Origin of the sequence: Sinorhizobium sp. FG01, assembly GCF_002531875.1 — a bacterium.
Taxonomy (GTDB): Bacteria; Pseudomonadota; Alphaproteobacteria; order Rhizobiales; family Rhizobiaceae; genus Sinorhizobium; species Sinorhizobium fredii_C.
In genome coordinates this window covers 141,770-156,200 of sequence record NZ_NWTB01000008.1, presented here as the reverse complement: position 1 = coordinate 156,200, position 14,431 = coordinate 141,770, and the positions used below count along the sequence as shown (strand labels likewise).

Sequence of the window (14,431 nt, the reverse complement as noted above, 5' to 3'; positions counted from 1 at the left end):
GGAATAAAAGCCTATCCTGTTGCCCATGACGATTCGCCTCTCCAACCGCGATGCCCGGCGCATCTTCCTTTTCAAGCAGCGCCTCTCTGCCGCGCCGCATCGCGCGCTCGGCAAGGACGGTCTCCTGCGGCTGATCCGCGATATCGGCTTCGTGCAGGTTGATAGCATCGGCACCGTCGAGCGCGCCCATCATCAGATCCTGTTTTCACGCAACCAGACCTATCGCCGCGAGCATCTGAGCGAATTGCTGGAAGAGGATGGCGAGCTCTTTGAGCACTGGACTCATGATGCTTCGATCATTCCGAGCGCCTTCTTTGTCTATTGGAAGCATCGCTTCAAATGGGAGAGCGAAACGCTCAGCGAGCGTTGGCGCAAATGGCGCGGCGACGGCTTCGATGCGGGTTGCGACGAAACCTACGAGCGGATCGCCAGCGGCGGCGCCGTCATGGCGCGCGAGCTGAAGGAGGATCATCACGAATCGGGCGGCTGGTGGAACTGGCACCCGTCGAAGACAGCGCTCGAGGTGCTCTGGCGCCAGGGCCGGCTGGCGATCGCCCGCCGCGTCAATTTCCAGAAGGTCTATGATCTCACCGAGCGGGTGATCCCGGCGCATCACTACGACGGCGATGTGAGCCATCCGGAGTTCGTCGACTGGGCCTGCCGCAGCGCCCTCGAACGCCTCGGTTTTGCCACGCACGGGGAGATTGCCGCCTTTTGGGATCTCGTCTCGCCCGAGGAAGCGAAGGCCTGGGTCGCCGAGCATCGCGGCGAGCTTGACGAAATCGTCATCGAGCCTGCCAATGGCGGCAAGCCACGGCTGTCCTATGCCTTTGCCGGCTTTCCGGACATTCTCGCCGATGTGCCCGATCCGCCGGCGCGCATTCGCGTGTTGAGCCCCTTCGACCCCTTGCTGCGCGACCGGAACCGCACCGAGCGACTTTTCGGTTTCTTCTACCGCATCGAAGTCTTCGTTCCCGAGGCGAAGCGCGAATATGGCTATTATGTCTTTCCGCTTCTCGAAGGCGATCGGCTGATCGGCCGGATCGACATGAAGGCCGACCGCAAGCGCGGCAGCCTCGACGTCAAGCGCCTGTGGCTCGAACAAGGCGTCAAGCCGGCGTCGGGCCGCATTGACAAGCTGATGGCCGAACTCGACCGGATCGCCCGTTTCACTGGCGTGGCAGAGGTCAATCTGCTGGAAGGCTGGAACGCCGATCTCTCCTGACCGATTTTTCTTGGCTTGCGGCGCCGGGCTTCCTAAATGGAAGGAACCCTTCACGACGCGGAGCAGAACGATGGACACCAACCTCATAAGCCTCTTCGATGCGGACGAGGCGGCGGTCCGCAAGGTTCTCTCCGAGACGCTTGCCGGCGCCGACGACGGCGAACTCTTCCTCGAGCATGCGCAGGCGGAGGTGCTCTCCTTCGACAATGGCCGCCTGAAGGGTGGCAGCTTCAACACCGACCAGGGTTTCGGCCTGCGCGCCGTCGCCGGCGAAGCGGTCGGTTACGCCCATGCCGGGGAATTGTCGCTTGCCGCGTTGAAAAGGGCCGCGGACGCGGTCGGGCAGGTGACCCGCGGCTATTCCGGCTCCTACGCCGCTGCCCCGCAGCGCACCAACAAGAAGCTCTATGGCGATGAAAATCCGATCGGCGAACCGAGTTTCGAGACGAAGGTGAGCCTGCTCCAGGACATCGACGCCTATCTGCGAGCCAAGGACCCCAAGGTCAGGCAGGTGACGGCGACGGTCGCCGCAAGCTGGCAAGTGGTGGACATCTTGAGGTCGGACGGGCATCGTGTTCACGACGTGCGGCCGATGACCCGCATCAACATCTCGGTCGTGGTCGGCGAGGGCGAAAGGCAGGAATCCGGTAGCTTCGGCATCGGCGGCAGGCGCGGCTTCGGCGACTTCATCACCGAAGAGAACTGGAAAAAGGGTGCCGACGAGGCGTTGCGGCAGGCGCTCGTCAACCTCGAGGCAATCGATGCGCCGGCAGGAACTATGGACGTGGTGCTCGCTTCCGGCTGGCCGGGCGTGATGCTGCACGAAGCGGTCGGCCACGGCCTGGAAGGCGATTTCAACCGGAAGAAGACCTCCGCCTTCGCCGGGCTGCTCGGCGAGCAGGTGGCGGCCAAGGGCGTCACCGTCGTCGATGACGGCACGATCGAGGCGCGGCGCGGCTCGATCTCGATCGACGACGAGGGCACGCCCTCCGGCTACAACGTGCTGATCGAGGACGGCAAGCTGGTCGGCTACATGCAGGACCGGCAGAATGCCCGGCTGATGGGCATGAAACCGACCGGCAACGGCCGCCGCCAGGGCTACGCCCATGTGCCGATGCCGCGCATGACCAACACCTATATGCTTGCCGGCGATCGCACGCCCGCTGAAATCATCGCCTCGGTGAAGAAGGGTATCTATGCCGTTTCCTTCGGCGGCGGCCAGGTGGACATCACCTCGGGCAAGTTCGTGTTCGGCTGCACCGAGGCCTATTTGATCGAGAACGGCAAGGTCGGCGCGCCGGTCAAGGGCGCCATGCTGATCGGTAATGGACCGGATGCGATGAAGCGGGTAACAATGGTCGGCAACGACACGAAGCTCGACACCGGTATCGGCAACTGCGGCAAGGCGGGCCAATGGGTGCCCGTCGGCGTCGGCCAGCCGCATCTCAGGATGGATCAGATCACCGTCGGCGGCACTCAGGCATAGGCAAGTCGAGATGGCGGGTCAGTCGGGAGATGTTCTGGAAGTCCGGCGTTTTTTGGCGGCTGACGAGCAGGGCGTCATCGACGTCATCCTGCCGATCCAGCGCGAGGAATTCGGCATTGCCATCACCGCCGAAGATCAGCCCGATCTTCGGGCAATTCCCGCATTCTACCAGAGCGGCGACGGAGACTTCTGGGTTGCAGCCGTCGGCGAGCGGATCGTCGGCACGATTGCGCTCAAGGATATCGGAGGCGCCGAGGCGGCCCTGCGGAAGATGTTCGTCGCGTCCGAATTTCGCGGGCGCGAATACGGCACCGCCACTCGCCTGCTCGATACCCTCCTCGCCCATGCCGAACGGCGGCAGTTAACGGCGATCTATCTCGGCACGACCGAGAAGTTCCTCGCCGCCCATCGGTTCTACGAAAGGAACGGCTTTGTCGAAATCGCCAGGCAAGATCTGCCGGCGAGCTTTCCGGTGATGGGCGTCGATACGATATTCTACGTTCGCCGATTTTGAGGGCCCGACAGAAGAGCGCGGATATCTGTCAGGTATTTGCGGGAATACGGGCGATGACCTTTATCTCGAAGTCGAAGCCTGCGAGCCAGGTCACCCCGAGCGCAGTCCAATTGGGGTACGGCGGCTTGCTGAAAACCTGTTGCTTGACCTCCATGATGGTTCCGAACTGGTTTTCGGGATCGGTGTGGAAGGTCGTCACGTCGACGATATCATCCATCGTGCAACCCGCTGCGCTCAGTGTTGCCTTGAGATTTTCGAATGCCAGTTGGACCTGGCGCCTGAAGTCGGGTTCGGGAGTTCCATCAGGACGGCTGCCGACCTGCCCGGAAACGAACACGAGATCGCCGGATCGAATGGCGGCGGAATAGCCGTGCTCCTCATAGAGTGCGTGCCTGTCTGCAGGAAAGATTGCTTCGCGCTGGGTCATTCTGATTTCCTTTGGGATGATCTAGAGAGAACCGATGAGCGCGGTTCATGCTTCACAAGCCGGCGCCACATTGGTATACGGTACGTATGTGAAATATCCAAATACGCACCGTATGTCAAGTCTATGTACGAGTCGTATGTGAAATTGTGAGTTTGAAATGGCGAAACGACGCAGCGAAACGATGGAGGAGAACCGGGTCAAGTTGATCGGGGCTGCAAGAAAGGCCTTCGCGGAAAAGGGATATTCCGCGGCATCGATGGACGATTTGACCGCCGAGGCAGGTTTGACGCGCGGTGCGCTCTACCACAACTTCGGGGACAAGCGAGGGCTGCTTGCGGCGGTTGTCGAGCAAATCGACTCGGAGATGGCGTCGCGCGCGCAGGAGATCGGCGCACGCGAGGGCAACGATTGGCTGAGACTATTGGCCGAGGGCGCGGCCTATATAGAGATGGCGCTTGATCCAGAAGTGCAACGCATTGTTCTTCTCGATGGACCCGCCGTGTTGGGTGATCCCTCGCAATGGCCCAGCCAGAACAGTTGCCTGCAAGTAACGAAAAGAGCTGTGGAACTCCTCATTGCGCGGGGCATCGTCAAGCCGCTTGACGCGGAAGCATCAGCCCGGCTTCTCAGTGGTGCCGCGCTCAATGCTGCTCTCTGGGTCGCGGCAAGCGACAACCCACCGGATGTGCTGCCGAAAGCCGTGGAGGCTTTCCGTTCCCTTGCGGCGGGGCTGCTTTTGCAGCCCTCGAGCGCTGCCGATGGCTGTGCGCATCGCCTGGAAAACGCGTCCCGATCTTAGCTGCGGCCGGGAAGCAGCAGGCAGTCGTAGGACCGTTTCTTGAGGATGGTGCAGGCCGAGTCGGCCGCCTCCCGGCTGGGGAAGCCGATGAAGCGGGAGCGGTAGCGCTTCCCGGAGCCGCTGCCGTCCACATCCGTATGCGGCGAGGCGCCGAGCAGGGCCGCACCGCCGGCCGACTGTGCCTCGACGAGAATTCTGCGCGCGGCTTCTGCCGTGGGTGACGTCGAAATCTGGATCTGCCAGTAGGCAGCCGCCTTCGCCTCGCTGCGCGCGACCACCTCGATTTCGGTTGGCCGATCAGCCGGAACCACAGCTGCGGGCGAGGCCGCCATGAGAGCTGCGCTCGCTTTCTTTCCGGCCCGAGTGGGTTCGGAATAGAGAGACACGCCGGGCAAGGTCGCGACCTCGACCGTGTCGAGCGGCTTAGCCGCGGCCATCGCCGATCCGCTGCCAGACTGGGACGCCCTGCCCAGGTGTTGATCGAGCAGCGCCGCCATCTTGTTGTCGCGGCTTTTCGCCGTGCGTCCGCCGAGCACGACGCCGATGACACGGCGGTTGCCGTCTCTGACGGCGCTGACCAGATTGAATCCGGAAGCGTTGGTATAGCCGGTCTTGATTCCGTCCATGCCGTCGTAACGATACATCAGCCTGTTGTGGCCCCGGATCACCCGGCCGCGGAAATTGAAGCTCTGCGCCGAGAAGAGCCGATACTCCTGCGGAAAGTCCCGGATCAGCGCCATGCCGAGTCTTGCCATGTCGCGCGCCGTCGTCACCTGCTGGCTCGCAGGCAGGCCGGATGCGTTGACGAAGACGGTGCGCGTCATGCCGAGCCGGCGCGCCTTCGCCGTCATCATCTGGGCAAAGGCGGCTTCGGAGCCGCCGAGTTTCTCCGCCATCGCCGCAGCGGCATCATTGGCGGAATGGACGATCATGCCGTAGACGGCCTGCTCGACGGTGATGGCGTCGCCGGGCTTGAGGCCAAGCTTGGTCGGCGGCTTGCGCGCCGCTTCCTTCGACATCGGTACCGGGGTCTGCCAACCAATCTCCCCCCGATGCAAGGCCTCGAAGGTCATGTACAGCGTCATCATCTTCGTCAGCGATGCCGGATAGTTCAACTCATCCGCATTTTCGGCGGAAAGAACCCTGCCGCTGCGGGCGTCGATGACGAGGGACGCGCTACCCGCGAAAGCCGATCCGGTGGCAGCGACGAATGCAACGATCGCCGCCAAGGCAAATTGCAAGTTCTTCATGATTCCCCCTTGAACGCGTGGCTTCTGGCGCGCGAAGTGTCAGGACGTGGCCGACGTGGATTTGTCGTAACATTAAGGCCGAAAATCGATAAGCGCAGCCCCTTTTTAAGGTTTGCCCCGACTTTCAATGGCAGCGCCGGCCGATTCAGCAAGGCTTAACAGAGGTGGCGTAAAGCTTCGGCAAAGTGCTGCGGGGCGGGTTCAGCGGCGTCTCGCGAAGCCGGTGCGGCACAGCGGAGAAGGATGAGACAGTTGGTCGCGAAGATCGTCCGCAACCATTTGCGGCGGGCCGCAATTGCCGGCGGGCTCGAGGCCGCACATCTCCTTGCGCGCGCCGGTCTGATGGGCGAGGCCCGCGGCCGCGGTGCCGTCTTTACCTTGCATCATGTCCGCCCCAGGGAACATCGAAACTTTGATCCCAACGCGCATCTGGAAATCACCCCGGCGTTCCTCGAAAAGACGATCGTGACATTGAAGCGCGGCGGTTACCGTTTCGTCGCTCTCGAAGATCTGCCGGCATGTCTCGCCTCGACCGGCGATCGGCCCTTCGCTTGCTTCACGCTCGACGACGGCTACCGCAACAATCTCGAATGGGCGCTGCCCGTATTCGAACGGCACGCCGTTCCCTTCACCGTCTTCGTCACGGCAGGCTATGTCGATCGCAGCCACACGCTGTGGTGGGAAACGCTCGCCGAGCTGCTGTCGCCCAGCCGCGAGTTCCGCTTCGACTTCGGCGATGGTGCGGTGCCGCTCTCGAGCGGCACGCTTGTGCAGAAGCAAGCGGCTTTCGATCGCATCGCCGCCTTTATCCATAGAACCGACGAGGCGAGCGCAGTGGCGGCGCTGAACCGAGCTGCGCTGGCGCAGGGCATCGATCCCCTCGCCATCACCGAGCGACTGACGCTCGACGAGAGCGGTCTTCGCGCCTTGGTCGCAAGCCCGCTCGCCAGCCTCGGCGCGCATACGGTCAGCCATCGCGCGCTGGCGCGGCTCGATGACGAGGAGGCCCGCCGGGAAATCGCCACATCCGCCGCACGGGTCGAGGCGATCACCGGCAGGCCGCCGCTGACCGTCGCCTATCCCTATGGCTACGGGCCGACGGTTTCGAAGCGGGATCACCGGCTGGCCGCGGATCTAGGCTTCACCGTTGGCGTGACGACCGAACCGGGCACGCTCTTTGCCGGCGTCAATCGTCATGCCATGCCGCGGATCTCGCTGAACGGTCACTTCCAGAGCGAACGCTATGTCGCTGCGCTCGCCTCCGGCATTCTGTTCCGGCTGCTGCATGAGTCCTGAAATCGGAATCGATTTCAGGACTCATGCAGCAGTTCAAAGTGCTACAGCGATCTTGGCGCGTCCACTTGGACGCGCGGCGCTGTAGGCTGGCGACAGGTCGCGGCTTCCCGTCAGGGATACATCCGAAGCTTTTCCCACCCTCCTTCCGGGAGGGGGCGGCGGAACTCCATGCGGTCGTGCAGTCGGAATGGACGGTCATGCCAGAACTCGATCGAGGTCGGCCGGATGCGGAAACCCGACCAGTAATCCGGACGCGGGATTTCGCCGATGGCGTGACGGGCGGTGAATTCGGCGACGGCCTTCTCGAGCGCGAAGCGGCTCTCGAGCGGTCGGGACTGCTTCGAGGCCCAGGCGCCGATGCGGCTGCCGCGCGGCCGACTCCTGAAATATTCGTCCGCCTCTTCATCGGTGACGATTTCCACCGGCCCGCGCAGGCGCACCTGGCGGCGCAGCGATTTCCAGTGGAAACACATGGCGGCCTTGCGGGTCGCCAGCAATTCGCGGCCTTTCTGACTCTCGAAATTCGTGTAAAAGACAAAGCCGCGTTCGTCGAACCCCTTGAGCAGCACCATGCGGACATTGGGCAGTCCACCGGGATCGACGGTCGCAAGGGCGACCGCGTTGGGGTCATTCACCTCGCTCTTCTCGGCGTCCTTCAGCCATGTGCCAAAGAGGGAAAAGGGCTCGTCTGCCTCCGTGAAGTCACCGGTTGTTAACTCATTCGCCGTCATATTGCCTTCCTATGCCGTGTATCTGGCGCGGGAGCGCGTCGGGATGAGCCCGATTGTCGTTTCCGCATCGAAAAATGTCGGAGCCCGCCAGCGCTTCCTCGGGCTGCGCTCGGCTCTGGCGAGTCAGACAGGATTGCCGTGCAAGACATAGCAAAGTGGATCGATGGCAAGAAGGGTTTTTCCATTGCGCTGCTGCGCAGTGCGGCTTTGTGCCTGACCGTCTTGGCGCTTCCGGGCTGCATGGGCGGTGGTCTTGATCTCTTCGGAAGTTCGAGCGTCGATCGTTCGGTCGCGACCGGGACCGTGCCGGTCGCCAAGACGTCCGACGGTCTCTCGGACGCGGTCGCCGTGCGCAATGCGGTTTCCTCGGCCGATATTACTGCGAGCAGCAACGCCATTCCCTGGGCGAATGCCTCGTCGGGCAGCGCCGGGGTCATCAGCAGCATCGAGGAAGACCGCGCCTCCGGCGTGCTCTGCCGCCGCTTCACCACCACGCGCCACTCCTTCGAAGGCATTGCCAAGTTCGATGGGCGGACCTGCCAGCTCGACAATGGCGAGTGGTATCTGACGAGCTTCGGCCCGCAGGGCTGAAATCCTCGGTTAACCACATCCCCGCAAAGACGCGGGACTGCGGCCCGAGCGGCCCGCAACCGCCTGCGGGGCGATAGCTCGGCTAACCGATATTTAGCAACTTCCCCGGATCATCGCTTCCGAGAAGAGCGGCCCATCTTGAGCTGCCGTCGTAGTGCGTAGACGCGCCGCCGCCAAGGGCTGGCCGTTCAAAGAATGTGGTGACAAGCCATGCGTGATCCCTATGCAATCCTCGGCGTGCGTCGCGGCGCTGGACAGGACGAAATCAAGGCCGCCTGGCGGTCGGTCGCGAAAGCGATCCATCCGGATCACAACCAGGACGATCCGCTGGCGACCGAACGCTTTGCCGAAGCCGGCCGGGCTTACGAACTGCTGCGGGACCCGGCGCGCAGGAGCCGCTACGACCACGCGCGGCGGGAGGCGGAACTGCGTCGCATGGAAGCGATGAAGGAGAAGATGCGCGGTCCGGAGCAGGTCGAGGAACCGGTCGGCGCGGAGAGCGCCGAGGAGGCGGTATCGCGCATTTTCGGCGTCGATCCACAACCGGCATCCGGCAACAGGCCGAGGGCCTCGGCGCAGCGCCCCGCCGAGAAGGTCGCTCCCGCCGCCGAGGCAAAGCCGGAGCCGCCCGTCGAAACGACACAGGAGCCGGCAAGGACGGATACAGCGGTCCGGCGGCTTGCGGCGCCCGGGACGGAACTGGTTGCGGCGATCGTCCGGCGCATCCGCGACCGCATCACGAAGACGGCCGAGAAAGTGCCGGATCTGGCTGTCGAATTGCCGGTCAGCATCGACGAGGTGATCAACCGGGCGCGTGTCTCCCTGGAGCTTCCCGACGGCGAAACGGTGAAGCTGGCAGTTCCGCCTGGCGCGGTCGACGGCCAGGTGGTTCGCCTGAAGGAGCAGGGCTACCGGGTCGCCGGCATGACCCGTGGCGACGTCGTCGCGACCCTGCGCATCCGTCAGGACGGCGCCTTCCGCACCCAGGGCCTCGATCTCGTGACCACCCTGCCGGTCGACCTCCAGGATGCGGTCCTCGGCTGCGAGGCCGCAATCGAAACGCCGAGCGGAGCCGTGACCGTCACGGTTCCGGCATGGTCGGGATCCGACCGCGTCATCCGGATAGCCGGTAGGGGTTTGAAGGGAGCCGACGGCGAAAGCGGCGACCTCCTTGTCGAGTTGCGGCTGGTGCTGCATGAAAACCCCGACGACAAGGTCACCGACCTGATGCGGGCGCAGCGCGACGGCCTCTATTTGTAACGGTTCAATGACAAGCTGAACCAATATTACGGGGACTAACAGTTCCTGATCCGCACCGCGCTTGAACCGGTCTGGCGGCTATGCCATAGGCAATTCTCGACATTTTGCCGCATCCACCATTGGTGGCATAGTGCGGCGCCATCGACATTCGGGAATCTGGCATCGGCTCCGGCCGGTCCAGGCAGACAGTATTGGGGACATTCCATGGCTCAGGCATCGGGTCTGATGAATGGCAAGCGCGGCGTCATCATGGGCGTCGCAAACAATCGCTCGATTGCGTGGGGCATCGCCAAGGCTCTGTCGGAAGCGGGCGCTGACATCGCGCTGACCTGGCAGGGCGACGCGCTGAAGAAGCGCGTCGAGCCGCTGGCGCAGGAACTCGACGCCTTCATGGCCGGTCATTGCGACGTGACGGACCTTGCCACGATCGACGGCGTATTCTCGGCGCTTGAGGAGAAATGGGGCAAGATCGATTTCGTCGTGCACGCGATCGCCTTCTCCGACAAGGACGAGCTGACGGGCCGCTACCTCGATACGAGCCGCGACAACTTCGCCCGCACGATGGATATTTCCGTCTACTCCTTCACGGCCGTTGCGGCGCGTGCCGAGCGCATCATGAACGATGGCGGCTCGATGCTGACGCTGACCTATTACGGCGCCGAAAAGGTGATGCCGCATTACAACGTCATGGGCGTCGCCAAGGCGGCGCTCGAGGCAAGCGTGCGTTATCTCGCCGTCGATCTCGGCAACCGCGGCATCCGCGTCAATGCGATCTCGGCCGGCCCGATCAAGACGCTCGCCGCCTCCGGCATCGGCGACTTCCGCTATATCCTCAAGTGGAACGAATACAACGCGCCGCTGAAGCGCACCGTTTCAATCGAGGAGGTTGGCAATTCGGCACTCTACCTCCTGTCCAACCTGTCTACCGGCGTCACCGGCGAGGTGCACCATGTCGATTCCGGTTATCATACGGTCGGCATGAAAGCGGTCGACGCTCCGGACATTTCCGTCCTGAAGGACTGATCGCTTCTTGCGTGCAACTGCTTGAATCCTCGGACCGAGTTCGGTCTAAGATTTGAGCAGCTGTCCGGTTGCGCGAGCGGCCTTCGCGCGCCTGGCAAGACACGCAACGCGGCGGGCGGCGGCCTCATCCGGAGTGAACACTGTGCTGATCTACATGGTTCGCCACGGCCAGACGGACTGGAACGCCGAGAGTCGTCTACAGGGGCAGAAGGATATTCCCCTCAACGAGACCGGCCGCCAGCAGGCGACCGGCAATGGCGTGGCCCTCGGAGAGATCCTCGGGCGGAATGCCGCCAGCTTCGATTTCGTCAGCAGCCCGCTTGGCCGGACGCGTGAGACCATGGAGCGCCTCAGGCGGGCCATGGGGCTCGACCCTTTCATCTACCGCACCGACGAGCGGCTGAAGGAGGTCTCCTTCGGAGCCTGGGAGGGCTTCACGCTTTCGGAATTGAAACGCCGGGTGCCGGAGCGCATTGCCGCACGCCGGGTGGCGAAATGGGACTTCATCCCGCCCGGCGCGGATGCCGAAAGCTATGAAATCCTCTCCTGGCGCGTCGGTGCCTGGCTGAAGGATGTGAGGAAGCCCACCGTCTGCGTCAGCCACGGAGGCGTGATCCGTACCCTGTTCAAGCTGCTCGGAGAAATGGAGCCGGATGAAGCAGCGGCAGCAGCGATTCCACAGGACCGGCTGCTGAAGATCGTCGACGGCTCGATCAACTGGCTTTAGGCGGGATGCGCGCACAAATGTTCGTGCCGGACCCTTGGGGCCAGCCTACTGAACGATTTCCAGATCGTTGATGACGCGTTTGCCGTCCACTTCGGTGTAGAAGACGAGAACCTTGACGCCGGCCTCAAGTCCCTCGAAGTTGAATTCCTCGGGCGCCTGGTAGCTCTTGCCGTCGTCGAGCGAGAGGCTCAGCTGCTCGGTGTCGATATTGGTGATCACGGCTTCGACGTCGGCGCTTTCCGCGTGGACCGAGAGCGGCGATAGCAAGCTTGCGGTAGCCATGAGCGTCGCAATGACAAATCGCATCTTTCCTGCCCTCTTCCATGAAACTGCGAATTTCCTCGTCATCACCCTGTGGTCCCCGATTGTGGCAAAAGTTCTTTTTGCCATGGTTTTTTAGGATTTAGCTGCAGATTCCGAACAGTGTTTTCGGCGGCTGAAAGAGTGAACGCCGGCCACGGGAATTTCAAGCCGCTAAGGCCGGAACGCGGGTGCTGTACGCCCTGCCGAAGGATGTCGCAGCGGGTTTTCCAAAGAAAGATCGCGGAGAACTCCAGGGCGGCAGGCAGGCCGCGACAACCGTAGACCGTAATCCAAGCGAATCGGAGCCGAAAATCCGGGCTTGCGGCAAGTCCTCCCGCAACAGCGGAAGCCCTTTCCCCAATGAGTGCTTTACACTAAGAGAGGGCGCGCGCTTTCGCGCGGTCTGAGCAGGACGGAAATACGAAGTCTTTCGCGTTCTGCTCTCACTCGATTAGAATCGATCCGGAGGGATTGGGTCGGTCGGTCCGATCTCTCGGGTCCTGAGCACGGTAGCCGTCATGTCGCACAATACCTTCGGTCATCTCTTCCGCGTCACCACCTGGGGCGAGAGCCACGGAGCGGCGCTCGGCTGCGTCGTCGACGGATGCCCGCCCGGCATTCGCTTCACGCTCGCCGAAATTCAGGCCTGGCTTGACAAGCGGAAACCCGGCCAGTCCCGGTTCGTGACCCAGCGCCGCGAAGATGATCTGGTTAAGGTCCTGTCCGGCGTGATGCTCGACGAGGACGGCGAGACGATGATCTCGACGGGTACGCCGATCTCGATGATGATCGAGAACACCGATCAGCGCTCGAAGGATTACTCGGAGATCGCCAAGCGCTACCGCCCCGGCCATGCCGATTACACCTACGACGTCAAATACGGCATTCGCGACTATCGGGGCGGCGGCCGGTCCTCGGCGCGCGAGACGGCGGCGCGCGTGGCGGCCGGCGGCATCGCCCGCAAGGTCGTGCCCGGCCTCGTCGTGCGCGCTGCGCTCGTGCAGATCGGCAAGCACCGGATCGACCGGGCCAATTGGGACTGGGCCGAGGTCAACAACAATCCGTTCTTTGCGCCGGATCCGGCCATCGTTCCCGTCTGGGAGGAATATCTCGACGGCATCCGCAAGGCTGGCTCGTCGATCGGCGCGGTCGTCGAGGTCGTCGCCGAAGGCGTGCCGTCCGGCATCGGTGCGCCGATCTATGGCAAGCTGGACCAGGACATCGCCTCGAACCTGATGTCGATCAACGCCGTCAAGGCCGTCGAGATCGGCGATGGTTTTGCCACCGCCGAGCTCAGCGGCGAGGAGAACGCCGACGAGATGCGCATCGGCTCCGACGGCAAGCCCGTCTATCTCTCCAACCATGCCGGCGGCATTCTGGGCGGTATCGCGACCGGCCAGCCGATCGTCGCTCGCTTCGCGATCAAGCCGACCTCCTCCATCCTGACCGAACGCCGCTCGATCGACAGCGACGGCAACGAGGTGGACGTGCGCACCAAGGGCCGGCACGATCCTTGTGTCGGGATCAGGGCGGTGCCGATCGGCGAGGCCATGCTTGCCTGCACGATCGCCGATCACTATCTGCGCGACCGGGGCCAGACCGGCCGGCTGAAATAATCTGCTGGAGAGAATAAAGATGTCCTATGACCAGAAGCGCGTCGTCGAGGCCATTCGCGCCTTCGAGGCCGGCGAGATCGTCGTCGTTACCGATGACGGCGGGCGCGAAAACGAAGGCGATCTGATCGTCGCGGCCGTGCACTGCACCCCTGAAAAGATGGCCTTCATCGTCAGGCACACCTCGGGCATCGTCTGTGCGCCCATGCCGCGCGACGAGGCGAAACGCCTCAACCTGAATGCGATGGTCGCCGAGAACGACTCCGCCCACACCACCGCCTTTACGGTTTCCGTCGACTTCAAGCACGGGACAACGACTGGCATTTCGGCCGACGACCGCACCCTGACGGTCAGGAACCTTGCCAATCCGAATGTCGGAGCGACGGATTTCGTGCGGCCCGGCCATATCTTCCCGCTGGTGGCGCGTGAGGGCGGCGTGTTGATGCGCTCCGGCCATACCGAGGCGGCAGTCGACCTCTGCAAGCTCGCCAGTTTGCCGCCGATCGGCGTCATTTGCGAACTGGTCAACGACGACGGCACGGTGATGCGCGGCCCGCAGGTGGAGACCTTCGCCGAAACGCACGGCCTGAAGCAGGTCTCCGTTGCGGATCTCATCGCCTACCGCCAGCGCAAGGAGACCTTGATCGAAAAGGCCCATAGCTTCGAGATCGAGACGGCCTACGGCAAGGCGAAGGCGCACACCTATGCGCTGCCATGGGATCCGATGCAGCATCTTGCCGTCGTTTTCGGCGACGTTCGCGACGGCGTCGACATTCCCGTCCGTCTTCACCTCGAAAATGTCGGCGCGGACGTCTTCGGCAATGGCCGCCAGATCGACGAGGTCATGAAGCGCATCGCGGGCGAGGGGAGGGGCGTTATCGTCTACCTGCGCGAGGGCTCGGTCGGCGTCGGCGTCTCCCAGACCGCGCGCAAGGGCAAGCATGACCGCGAGGGCCATTCCGAAGCGCAGGCGCGCGAAAGCGAATGGCTGGAAATCGGCCTTGGCGCCCAGATCCTCAAGGATCTCGGCATCACGTCGATCCGACTGCTGTCCTCCCGCGAGCGCCACTATGTCGGCCTCGAAGGCTTCGGCATCAAGATCGCAGCGACAGAGATCCTGTAGCGCGCACAGGCGAACGGCCGAGTTCACAAGAAAGCCGCGCCTCGGGAAGAGCGCGGCCTTTCA

General features: G+C 63.2%; 15 protein-coding genes. 11 read left to right on the top strand and 4 right to left on the bottom strand.

Annotated elements, in window-relative coordinates:
* Nucleotides 1–25: 25 nt before the first annotated feature.
* The 3 genes from CO656_RS15155 (at nucleotide 26) to CO656_RS15145 (ending at nucleotide 3,225) form a co-directional block, all read left to right on the top strand.
* Nucleotides 26–1,225, top strand: coding sequence for a winged helix-turn-helix domain-containing protein (locus CO656_RS15155; RefSeq protein ID WP_097526295.1), 1,200 nt, complete (start codon nucleotides 26–28; stop codon nucleotides 1,223–1,225).
* 70 nt (nucleotides 1,226–1,295) lie between these two features.
* A complete protein-coding gene (gene tldD / locus CO656_RS15150) occupies nucleotides 1,296–2,711 on the top strand; it encodes a metalloprotease TldD (RefSeq protein WP_037413378.1) in 1,416 nt (471 codons plus the stop codon).
* 10 nt (nucleotides 2,712–2,721) lie between these two features.
* Complete coding sequence (locus CO656_RS15145) at nucleotides 2,722–3,225, top strand: GNAT family N-acetyltransferase (RefSeq protein ID WP_097526294.1); 504 nt, start codon at nucleotides 2,722–2,724, stop codon at nucleotides 3,223–3,225.
* Between the two features lie 28 nt (nucleotides 3,226–3,253).
* Here CO656_RS15145 and CO656_RS15140 read toward each other — a convergent pair whose 3' ends face one another.
* Nucleotides 3,254–3,652, bottom strand: coding sequence for a RidA family protein (locus CO656_RS15140; protein ID WP_037413380.1), 399 nt, complete (start codon nucleotides 3,650–3,652; stop codon nucleotides 3,254–3,256).
* 157 nt (nucleotides 3,653–3,809) lie between these two features.
* Between CO656_RS15140 and CO656_RS15135 the strand changes: the two genes are divergently transcribed.
* Entirely contained in the window at nucleotides 3,810–4,451 is a 642-nt protein-coding gene (locus CO656_RS15135) for a TetR/AcrR family transcriptional regulator (protein ID WP_037413381.1), read from the top strand.
* Here the strand turns inward: CO656_RS15135 and CO656_RS15130 are convergent.
* Complete coding sequence (locus CO656_RS15130) at nucleotides 4,448–5,701, bottom strand: D-alanyl-D-alanine carboxypeptidase family protein (RefSeq protein WP_097526293.1); 1,254 nt, start codon at nucleotides 5,699–5,701, stop codon at nucleotides 4,448–4,450. The genes CO656_RS15135 and CO656_RS15130 overlap by 4 nt on opposite strands.
* Nucleotides 5,702–5,944: 243 nt before the next feature.
* Here CO656_RS15130 and CO656_RS15125 point away from each other — a divergent pair, with 243 nt between their 5' ends.
* On the top strand, nucleotides 5,945–6,997 hold the full coding sequence (locus CO656_RS15125; RefSeq protein ID WP_097526292.1) for a polysaccharide deacetylase family protein: 1,053 nt from the start codon (nucleotides 5,945–5,947) through the stop codon (nucleotides 6,995–6,997).
* A 110-nt stretch (nucleotides 6,998–7,107) separates the two neighbouring features.
* Here the strand turns inward: CO656_RS15125 and pdxH are convergent, their stop codons facing one another.
* Complete coding sequence (pdxH, locus tag CO656_RS15120) at nucleotides 7,108–7,728, bottom strand: pyridoxamine 5'-phosphate oxidase (RefSeq protein WP_097526291.1); 621 nt, start codon at nucleotides 7,726–7,728, stop codon at nucleotides 7,108–7,110.
* Between the two features lie 138 nt (nucleotides 7,729–7,866).
* Between pdxH and CO656_RS15115 the strand changes: the two genes are divergently transcribed.
* From CO656_RS15115 to CO656_RS15100, 4 genes are all read left to right on the top strand, one after another.
* Nucleotides 7,867–8,319, top strand: coding sequence for an RT0821/Lpp0805 family surface protein (locus CO656_RS15115; protein WP_037413388.1), 453 nt, complete (start codon nucleotides 7,867–7,869; stop codon nucleotides 8,317–8,319).
* 210 nt (nucleotides 8,320–8,529) lie between these two features.
* The gene (locus tag CO656_RS15110; RefSeq protein WP_097526290.1) at nucleotides 8,530–9,579 is read left to right on the top strand and encodes a DnaJ C-terminal domain-containing protein; all 1,050 of its coding nucleotides are present in this window, start codon (nucleotides 8,530–8,532) and stop codon (nucleotides 9,577–9,579) included.
* 204 nt (nucleotides 9,580–9,783) lie between these two features.
* On the top strand, nucleotides 9,784–10,602 hold the full coding sequence (fabI, locus tag CO656_RS15105) for an enoyl-ACP reductase FabI (RefSeq protein ID WP_097526289.1): 819 nt from the start codon (nucleotides 9,784–9,786) through the stop codon (nucleotides 10,600–10,602).
* 142 nt (nucleotides 10,603–10,744) lie between these two features.
* Nucleotides 10,745–11,329: a histidine phosphatase family protein gene (locus CO656_RS15100; RefSeq protein WP_037413391.1), complete on the top strand. Its 585-nt coding sequence runs from the start codon at nucleotides 10,745–10,747 to the stop codon at nucleotides 11,327–11,329.
* 45 nt (nucleotides 11,330–11,374) lie between these two features.
* Here CO656_RS15100 and CO656_RS15095 read toward each other — a convergent pair whose 3' ends face one another.
* On the bottom strand, nucleotides 11,375–11,635 hold the full coding sequence (locus CO656_RS15095) for a DUF1344 domain-containing protein (protein WP_012707100.1): 261 nt from the start codon (nucleotides 11,633–11,635) through the stop codon (nucleotides 11,375–11,377).
* Between the two features lie 515 nt (nucleotides 11,636–12,150).
* On the opposite strand from CO656_RS15095, the gene aroC reads away from it, so the two are divergent.
* Complete coding sequence (aroC, locus tag CO656_RS15090; RefSeq protein WP_037413392.1) at nucleotides 12,151–13,248, top strand: chorismate synthase; 1,098 nt, start codon at nucleotides 12,151–12,153, stop codon at nucleotides 13,246–13,248.
* Nucleotides 13,249–13,267: 19 nt separating this feature from the next.
* Nucleotides 13,268–14,368, top strand: coding sequence for a 3,4-dihydroxy-2-butanone-4-phosphate synthase (gene ribB, locus CO656_RS15085; protein ID WP_037413393.1), 1,101 nt, complete (start codon nucleotides 13,268–13,270; stop codon nucleotides 14,366–14,368).
* Nucleotides 14,369–14,431 lie beyond the last annotated feature (63 nt).